The sequence below is a fragment of the Microcystis sp. LE19-84.1B genome (assembly GCF_027531875.1).
In the GTDB taxonomy this organism is placed as follows: Bacteria; Cyanobacteriota; Cyanobacteriia; order Cyanobacteriales; family Microcystaceae; genus Microcystis; species Microcystis panniformis.
The window spans coordinates 1-8,887 of record NZ_JAPZSR010000273.1; the positions used below are offsets into that span (position 1 = coordinate 1).

7 protein-coding genes are annotated in these 8,887 nt (G+C 43.5%); 3 read left to right on the forward strand and 4 right to left on the reverse strand.

Features of this window, described 5'->3' with window-relative positions:
• Window positions 1-395 precede the first annotated feature (395 nt).
• Together O9324_RS15675 and O9324_RS15680 are read left to right on the forward strand one after the other, a co-directional pair.
• On the forward strand, window positions 396-5,705 hold the full coding sequence (locus O9324_RS15675; protein WP_288140660.1) for a Calx-beta domain-containing protein: 5,310 nt from the start codon (window positions 396-398) through the stop codon (window positions 5,703-5,705).
• A 349-nt stretch (window positions 5,706-6,054) separates the two neighbouring features.
• Complete coding sequence (locus tag O9324_RS15680) at window positions 6,055-6,378, forward strand: HesB/IscA family protein (RefSeq protein ID WP_002774150.1); 324 nt, start codon at window positions 6,055-6,057, stop codon at window positions 6,376-6,378.
• Here O9324_RS15680 and mraY read toward each other — a convergent pair whose 3' ends face one another.
• The 3 genes from mraY to mutT are packed head-to-tail and all read right to left on the reverse strand — an operon-like array spanning window position 6,379 to window position 8,174.
• Window positions 6,379-7,446, reverse strand: coding sequence for a phospho-N-acetylmuramoyl-pentapeptide-transferase (mraY, locus tag O9324_RS15685; protein WP_288140661.1), 1,068 nt, complete (start codon window positions 7,444-7,446; stop codon window positions 6,379-6,381).
• A 45-nt stretch (window positions 7,447-7,491) separates the two neighbouring features.
• Entirely contained in the window at window positions 7,492-7,755 is a 264-nt protein-coding gene (locus O9324_RS15690) for a DUF3134 domain-containing protein (RefSeq protein ID WP_002766063.1), read from the reverse strand.
• Complete coding sequence (mutT, locus tag O9324_RS15695; protein ID WP_002766065.1) at window positions 7,752-8,174, reverse strand: 8-oxo-dGTP diphosphatase MutT; 423 nt, start codon at window positions 8,172-8,174, stop codon at window positions 7,752-7,754. Before mutT ends, O9324_RS15690 begins: the two co-directional genes overlap by 4 nt.
• Before the next feature lie 103 nt (window positions 8,175-8,277).
• Between mutT and O9324_RS15700 the strand changes: the two genes are divergently transcribed.
• Window positions 8,278-8,601, forward strand: a complete 324-nt coding sequence (locus O9324_RS15700) for a 30S ribosomal protein PSRP-3 (RefSeq protein WP_002766067.1) — start codon at window positions 8,278-8,280, stop codon at window positions 8,599-8,601.
• Window positions 8,602-8,671: 70 nt separating this feature from the next.
• On the opposite strand, the gene O9324_RS15705 is transcribed toward O9324_RS15700, so the two are convergent.
• Window positions 8,672-8,887, reverse strand: a 216-nt coding sequence (locus tag O9324_RS15705) for a hypothetical protein (RefSeq protein WP_288140662.1), incomplete at its 5' end; no start/stop codon positions are given.

The following is an 8,887-nucleotide window of genomic DNA, read 5'->3' on the forward strand; positions in this document are numbered from 1 at the left end:
CATAAAAACAGTTTTAACTGTGCGGTTTGGACAAATTTCTTCAGAAATTGAAGAGATAATCGGCAAAATGACTAACCCTACTATCTTAGAAGAGCTACTAAAATTAGCAGCTACCGCTCATTCTCTCGCAGAATTTAAGCAGTCTTTGGCTAAAATCAATATCTAGAAAACGGGTTTCTTTGAGAAACTCTTTGAGAAACCCGGTTTCTTGTCTTTGAGAAACCGGGTTTCTGCGAGAACCTCTTTGAGAAACCCGCTTTCTTTGAGAAACCCGTTTTCTTGTTCCTTTGAGAAACCCGGTTTCTTGTATAAATGTTAATTTTTGTTACAGGTATCTTGAAAGATTCAGGATTCTTTGCGTAAAATAGCCGCAGTAATCTTTCTAGGTCAACGTCATGACTCCCACTCTTTTGCCGAGCCTTCCTGCTGTTGAAGATGTTTTGTTTAATTTCGCTCAATCTGATGGCTTGAGTCAAGCTAATCCGGTGAATAGTGCGAGAAATCAGGGTTTAACCGCTACCGTAGTTTTCCTCGATGCTGGTGTCACCGATTATCAAAGTCTCCAAGCTGGGGTAATTCCAGAAGTCGCCACGGTTATTCTCACTCCCAATCAAGACGGAATCGAACAAATCACCGCTTTTTTACAACAAAATCCCCAGATTACCACCATTCACCTGGTTTCCCATGGTGCGCCGGGATGCTTATATTTAGGGAATTGTCAACTTAATTTAACAAATATTTACGATTACCGCCAACAGTTACAGAATTGGGCAAAGATTAATCATATTCTACTGTACGGTTGTCAGGTCGCGGCGGGAGATGCCGGGACAGAGTTTATTAATAAATTGTCCCAAATTACCGGGGCGAAAATAGCGGCTTCCAGCAGACGGGTAGGAAATGCAGCCTTGGGAGGAAGTTGGGAGTTAGAGGTGAGTTTACCCGCGACAAAGGGAGAGAATCAAACCTTTATTGAAACCTTAGATTTGTCGGAGTTGCAGACATCTGGGGTTTTTCAGCCGGATATACTCAACACTTATCAGGGAGTATTTGCCCCTACGTTAGTAGGAAAATGGGATTTTTTAAGCTATGCCAATGCGGTAACAATAGTCGGTAACTATGCTTATGCAGTGGGGGACACCCTGGAGATTATTGATATTAGTAATCCCAGTAACCCGATTTTTAAGGGTAATTATAATACTTCTGGTGGTGGGGGTGTACAAATAGTCGGTAACTATGTCTATCTAGCTGATTGGGATTCAGGACTGCAAATCATCGACATCAGCAACCCGACAAACCCCACTCTCAAGGGTAATTATGATACTTCTGGCTATGCTGCGGGTGTACAAATAGTCGGTAACTATGCTTATGTAGCTGATAATACTTCAGGACTGCAAATCATCGACATCAGCAACCCAACAAACCCCACTCTCAAGGGTAATTATAATACTTCTGGCATTGCTACGGATGTACAAATAGTCGGTAACTATGCTTATGTAGCTGATTGGGATAAAGGACTACAAATCATCGACATCAGCAACCCGACAAATCCCACTTTCAAGGGTAATTATGATACTTCTGGCTGGGCTTATGGTGTACAAATAGTCAGTAACTATGCTTATGTAGCTGATTTGGATTCAGGACTGCAAATCATCGATATCAGCAACCCGACAAATCCCACTTTCAAGGGTAATTATAATACTTCTGGCGATGCTTTAGGTGTACAAGTAGTCGGAAACTATGCATATCTAGCTGATGGGGATTCAGGACTGCAAATCATCGACATCAGCAACCCGACAAACCCCACTCTCAAGGGTAATTATAATACTTCTGGCTATGCTTGGGATGTACAAATAGTCGGTAACTATGCTTATGTAGCTGATGGTACTCCAGGACTGCAAATCATCGACATCAGCAACCCGACAAACCCCACTTTCAAGGGTAATTATAATACTTCTGGCTATGCTTCGGATGTACAAATAGTCGGTAACTATGCTTATGTAGCTGATAAGAATTCAGGACTGCAAATCATCGACATCAGCAACCCAACAAATCCCACTCTCAAGGGTAATTATAATACTTCTGGCTGGGCTTTCGGTGTACAAATAGTCGGTAATTATGCTTATGTAGCTGATTCGGGTTCAGGACTGCAAATCATCGACATCAGCAACCCGACAAACCCCACTCTTGTGGGTAATTATGATACTTCTGGCTATGCTTATGGTGTACAAATAGTCGGTAACTATGCTTATGTAGCTGATGAAGGTTCAGGACTGCAAATCATCGACATCAGCAACCCGACAACCCCCACTCTCAAGGGTAATTATGATACTTCTGGCTATGCTAATGATGTACAAATAGTCGGTAAATATGCTTATGTAGCTGATGATATTGGTGGTTTAAATATTATTGATGTGAGTGAGTTTACCAATGCACAAACTGTTACTCTTTCTATTTCTCCCAGCAGTGTTAGTGAAGACGGGACAGCTAATATGGCCTATACCTTCACCCGTAGCGGAGTAACCACCGATGCTTTAACGGTTAACTATACAGTCGGGGGGACAGCGACATTTAGTACAGATTATACCCAAAGCGGTGCAGCAACTTTCACCAGTACCACTGGGACAGTGACTTTCGCTGCTAATGCTACCACTGCTAAAGTCACAATAGACCCCACTGCTGACACTATTGTTGAAAACAATGAAACCGTCGCTTTAACTCTTGCTGCGGGGACAGGTTATACAGTTGGGACCACCACTTCAGTGACGGGGACAATTACCAATGATGATACCAGTGTCACTCTTGCAGTTTCTCCCGCAAGCGTCACCGAAGACGGGACAACAAATCTGATTTATACCTTCACCCGTAGTGGATTAACCACTAATTCCTTAACCGTCAATTACACCCTCGGAGGGACAGCTACCCTTAATACCGACTACACTCGTACCGGGACTAATAATACAGTCACCTTCGCTGCTGGTTCATCCACTGCTACCGTCACAGTTGACCCCACTCCTGACACAATAGTAGAAAGTAACGAAACCGTCATTTTAACCCTCGCTGCCGGGACAGGTTATACAGTAGGGACGACCACTCCAGTGACGGGAACAATTACTAATGATGATACCAGTGTCACCCTAGCAGTTTCCCCCGCAAGTGTCACCGAAGACGGGACAACTAATCTGGTTTATACCTTCACCCGTAACGGAGTAACCACTAATCCCTTAACAGTCAACTACACCCTCGGAGGGACAGCGACTCTTAATACCGACTACACTCGTACAGGGACTACCAATACAGTCACCTTCGCTGCTGGTTCATCCACTGCTACCGTAACTGTTGACCCCACTGCTGACACAATAGTAGAAAGTAACGAAACTGTTATTTTAACCCTCGCTTCCGGGACAGGTTATACAGTCGGTACTCCTAACGCAGCCACGGGAACAATTACCAATGATGATACCAGTGTCACCCTTGCGGTTTCTCCTAGTAGTGTCACCGAAGACGGAACAACTAATCTGATTTATACCTTCACCCGTAACGGAGTAACCACTAATTCCTTAACCGTCAATTACACCTTGGGAGGGACAGCGACTCTTAATACCGACTACACTCGTACAGGGACTAACAATACAGTCACCTTCGCTGCTGGTTCATCCACTGCTACCGTAACTGTTGACCCCACTCCTGACACAATAGTTGAACCCGATGAAACCGTTATTTTAACCCTCGCTGCGGGGACAGGTTATACCGTAGGTACTCCCAACGCAGCCACGGGAACAATTACTAATGTCACCCTTCCCAGTGTTACTCTTGCGGTTTCTCCTAGTAGTGTTAGCGAAGATGGGACAAGCAATCTCATCTATATCTTCATTCGTACAGGAGATACAACTAATCCCTTAACTGTTAACTATACAGTTGACGGGACAGCAACCAATGGAAGCGATTACACTTCTATCCCCACCAGCGTCACCTTTGAGGCTAACTCTGCAATTGCGACCGTAATCGTTGACCCCACTGCTGACACCACAGTTGAACCCAACGAAACCGTTATTTTAACCCTCGCGACCGGGACAGGTTATACAGTAGGTACGACCACCGCAGTTACGGGGACAATTACCAATGATGATACCAGTGTCACCCTAGCAGTTTCCCCCGCAAGTGTCACCGAAGATGGGACAACCAATCTGATTTATACCTTCACCCGTAGTGGAGTAACCACTAATCCCTTAACCGTCAACTACAGTATTAGTGGGACAGCAACCAATGGAAGCGATTACACATCTATTCCCACCAGCGTCACCTTCGCTGCTAATGCTACCACTGCTACCGTAATCGTTGACCCCACTGCTGACACCACAGTTGAAAGTGATGAAACCGTTATTTTAACTCTTGCGACCGGGACAGGTTATACAATAGGTACTCCTGACGCAGTTATCGGGACAATTACCAATGATGATTTACCTAGTATCACTCTTGCTATCTCTCCCGCAAGCGTGACAGAAGACGGGACAAGCAATCTCATCTATACCTTCACCCGCACAGGAGATACAACTAATCCCTTAACGGTTAACTATACAGTTGACGGGACAGCAACCAATGGAAGCGATTACACTTCTATCCCCACCAGCGTCACCTTTGCTGCTAATTCAGCGACCGCGACGGTAACAGTTGACCCCACTGCTGATACTACAGTAGAAAGCGATGAGACTGTTATTTTAACCCTCGCGACCGGGACAGGTTATACAGTAGGGACCACCACTCCAGTGACGGGGACGATTAATAATGACGACTTTTCCCAACTATCCATCAATAATATTACCGTGGTCGAAGGCTTAGATAATAATGCCATCCTCACCGTCACAGTTGATAACCCCAACCCGCAACCAATTACCTTCAACTATACCACTGGACCCATTGATGCTACCGTCGATGTAGATTACACTAGCAAAACCGGAACTATCACCATTGCTGCTAATACTTCCACCGCTACTATTAGCATTCCCATCCTCAATGATAACCTCAACGAAGCCGATGAAATCTTCACCGTCACCCTCTCCAATCCGACTAATGCTACCATCAATCCCGAAGGAGGAATAGGAGAAGTTATTATTACTGATACTTGGCAAACCAGTCTCACTCGCACCTTACCCAACAATGTCGAAAACCTCAGACTAATTAGCAGTAATAATGTTAATGGTACAGGTAACGCCGGTAACAATAAAATCACTGGAAATAGTGGTATTAATCAAATCAATGGTGCTAACGGTGCTGATACTTTAACTGGTGGTTTAGGTGCAGATATCTTCATCTTTCAATTTGGTCAATCTACCATATCAACAAGCGATCGTATCACAGATTTTGCCATCAATAGTGATAAAATCGACTTATTAACTCAAGGTGGAACTGCCACGAGTGCGCCTAGTAGTTTCAGTCGTGCTGCTAATAGCACTGTCACCACTTTACAGAATTTAGTCAATCAAGTATTTACTGATGCCAATGGAGCGATTACCGGTAATCAAGGATTAGAGGTTAATAGTGCCGCCTTAGTGCAGGTAACAACCGGTGCAATAGCTGGAACCTACCTCGTTATTAATGATAGCGCGGCTGGCTTCCAATCCAGCAATGATTTATTAATAAATATCACCGGATTTACTGGCACTTTACCAGCTTTAGGGAACATTCCAGTGGGTAATTTCTTTATCTAAGCGTCTAAGCTCTCCTTCTAAGTCACCTAGAAAACGGGTTTCTTCAAGTATTTAGAAACCCGTTTTCTGTGCGTTAGGCAGCTACCAATTCCGTCAAAAAACCAAACAACTCAAATCACCTAGAAAACGGGTTTCTTCAAGAAACTATTTAGAAACCCGTTTTCTTTGAGAAACCCGTTTTCTTTCTATTTAGAAACCCGTTTTCTTTGAGAAACCCGTCTTCTGTGTTAAAAATTGTCAGCTACCACCGCCATTTATTAGTCACATATTTCTTAACATAAAGTTGGACAACAACTATGGTATAACTTGACAATAACTTGATATTATTATTACAATAGTCTCAAAAACAATGATCGAATTAAGTCCCGCCGCTGCTAGAGAAATTGAACGTTGGAGTCAAAGCCGTCGCCTGACTGGTTCCTATCTGCGTTTGGCAGTAAAAAATGGTGGTTGTTCGGGACTTCACTACCATCTCGAATTAACCGATATTGCGGCAGAAAACGATCGCTTTTATCAAAGTCAGGGTATTAATATTTTAGTCGATCCTGACAGCGATCGCTACCTACAAATTTTAAAATTAGACTATTCAGAGGATTTAATGGGTGGTGGTTTCCGTTTTACCAATGCCAACACCCAAAATACCTGCGGTTGTGGTCTTTCTTTTAGCGCTTAATTAACTGCTCCAAATAGCCAAGACAACTAAAAGCGCATTAACCAGATAAAAAGCTCCCACAATCTTGGTTTCCGTCCAACCACTTAATTCTAAATGATGATGAAAAGGAGCCATTTTTAATAATCTTTTGCCCTTGCCATCGGGTCCTTTTGTGGCTTTATAATAGATAACCTGAGCGATTACCGAAAGAGATTCCAGAAAGAACAGACCGCTAATTAAAAATAATCCCCAGAGATGTCCAGTAATTAAACCCACCGCAGCTAAAGCACCTCCCAAAGCGAGGGAACCCGTATCACCCATAAACACTTTAGCGGGGTTGCGGTTATGAAAAATGAAGCCTAGACAAGCACCACTAAAACAAGTGCAGAAAATCGCTAAATCTGGATGACTAGGAGCGATAATAATGGCTAAACCCAAAAAAGCGATCGCACCTGTTCCCCCCGCTAATCCATCCACCCCATCGGTGAGATTAGTGGCGTTACTTTCAGCCACAAGGACAAATGCCGCCAAAATCCAGAAGAAAAAGCCTAAAGGAATCACTAATCGACCCCAAAGGGTGATATCGGTACTCACCTGATTGACCAACATCCAGAGACAAAAAAGTACCGCCCCCGTTATCTGTAAAATTAACTTCATCCGGGGAGATAGGCCCTTATTCGACTTATAACGCAGAATTTGCCAATCATCTAACCAACCTATACCCATGTAAGCAAAAGTCAGCAAAGCAACCGCCACCACATTAGGAGTGAATTTAGACCAGATTAAAGCGAAAATAAGGGCTACTGGCACAAAAAAGCTGCCTCCCATCGTCGGGGTTCCTGCTTTCTTTAAATGAGCCTGGGGACCATCCTCGCGCATAATCTGACCCATTTTCAAGCGTCGCAGCACTGGGACTACTTGACAACCAAGACCACCACTGATTAATGTTGTGGCTATCAAAGGCAGTAACAGGGAATTAGTGGACTGAAAAAAAACTACTAACAGAAATAGTAATCCCGTTAGTAGAATCAGGAGATGGGTTCCAGTGGGTTTTTTAAAGATAGGGGCGGAAAAAATGTTAGCGTTCACGACTAAAGCGTCAGATAAGGGTAAAATTTGCCAAAGAAGACGGGATTAATCTTCATCTAAGACTAATTCATCCTCGTCGTCATCATAACCGATATCATCGACATCCATGAGTTCAGATAGTTCCACATCTTCTTCGAGAGTGAGATCCGGTTCAGCGACTTTATCCCGGGGAATCATGCGATTATTTTTTTCTAACCACTCGACAATGGAAGCGTCTTTTTTTAGGGGAATAACCGCGGCCGGTTCGTAGCGGGGTTCTTGACGAATAGAAGGATTAAGCATAATCACTCGACGATTAACAGCAATCATTTCGAGTTTACCATGTCTTTTAAGGCTCTGATAATCTCTTGATTGGCCGCGGGGAAAGTGTAATGATCTAGTTCCTCGATAGTTACCCAGCGGATTTCTTCACATTCGATCGCTCTTGCTTGGCCGCTGAGATAACGACAGTTATATACTTGCAGATTAACCCGAAAATGACTATAGGTGTGATCGATGGTGATTAAATGACTATCCACTGCGATTTCAATGCCAATTTCTTCTAATATCTCCCGTTTAATACATTCTTGTACCGTTTCATTGCCTTCGATTTTGCCGCCGGGGAATTCCCAAAAACCGCCCAGGAGTCCCTTGTCCAGACGGCGATCGATTAAAATTAAATCTCGATCGTCTCTAATTACGGCCACACCGATTTGTTTAGAAGCTAAAGAGTCTGTTTCGGGAATCATAGCGGTTATTGGCGCAAAAACAGCAAAAAATAGTTAAAAATTGACTGCGGAAAATTGAGTCAAAAGATGATATAATCGAGAATTGTACGATTAACGATTAACAATGACAGTCAGTTCCGAATCAAAGTTTATTTTAAAAGTATTGTGGTTAGATCAGAACGTAGCGATCGCTGTAGATCAGGTGGTCGGCAAAGGAACTAGCCCCCTCACCGCTTATTTTTTCTGGCCGCGCAATGATGCTTGGCAACAACTGCAAGAGGAGTTAGAAGCAAAACACTGGATTGATGAGTCCGATCGCGTTGATGTTCTCAACAAAGCCACAGAAGTAATTAATTTTTGGCAAGAGTTACGCAATCAAAGCCGACAAATCCCCATGGCCGATGCACAGTTAAAATTCCCTGAAGTTGTTTTTAGCGGTAGCAATTAATTTATAGCAGTTATCTTAATGGGGAGCGACAAAATCTCCAGTTTTAGGCAACGGAAAACAGGAAACTTTTTCACTGATAACTGATAACTGAAAAAGAATCGGGTAGGTTTAGATAAACCCGCCCGATTTTGCTTGAATTTAATTGGGGTTTGCTGAATAAATGTGAAATGTAGGCAAGGTAAGGGTTTTGTGGCTTTTCTGGCGAAACAGGTGCAAGATTTTGAGAGAATCGTGCTTCAAAACCTTGCGTCTTCATCGGCCCGCGTCCCGTAGGGGCGAAGCATTC

Bases quoted from the DNA above. Each gene is read 5' to 3' on its own strand.
- O9324_RS15675 (WP_288140660.1), top strand. From the start codon at position 396: ATGACTCCCACTCTTTTGCCGAGCCTTCCTGCTGTTGAAGATGTTTTG.
- O9324_RS15680 (WP_002774150.1), top strand. From the start codon at position 6,055: ATGATCGAATTAAGTCCCGCCGCTGCTAGAGAAATTGAACGTTGGAGT.
- O9324_RS15690 (WP_002766063.1), bottom strand. From the start codon at position 7,755: ATGATTGCTGTTAATCGTCGAGTGATTATGCTTAATCCTTCTATTCGT.
- mutT (WP_002766065.1), bottom strand. From the start codon at position 8,174: ATGATTCCCGAAACAGACTCTTTAGCTTCTAAACAAATCGGTGTGGCC.
- O9324_RS15700 (WP_002766067.1), top strand. From the start codon at position 8,278: ATGACAGTCAGTTCCGAATCAAAGTTTATTTTAAAAGTATTGTGGTTA.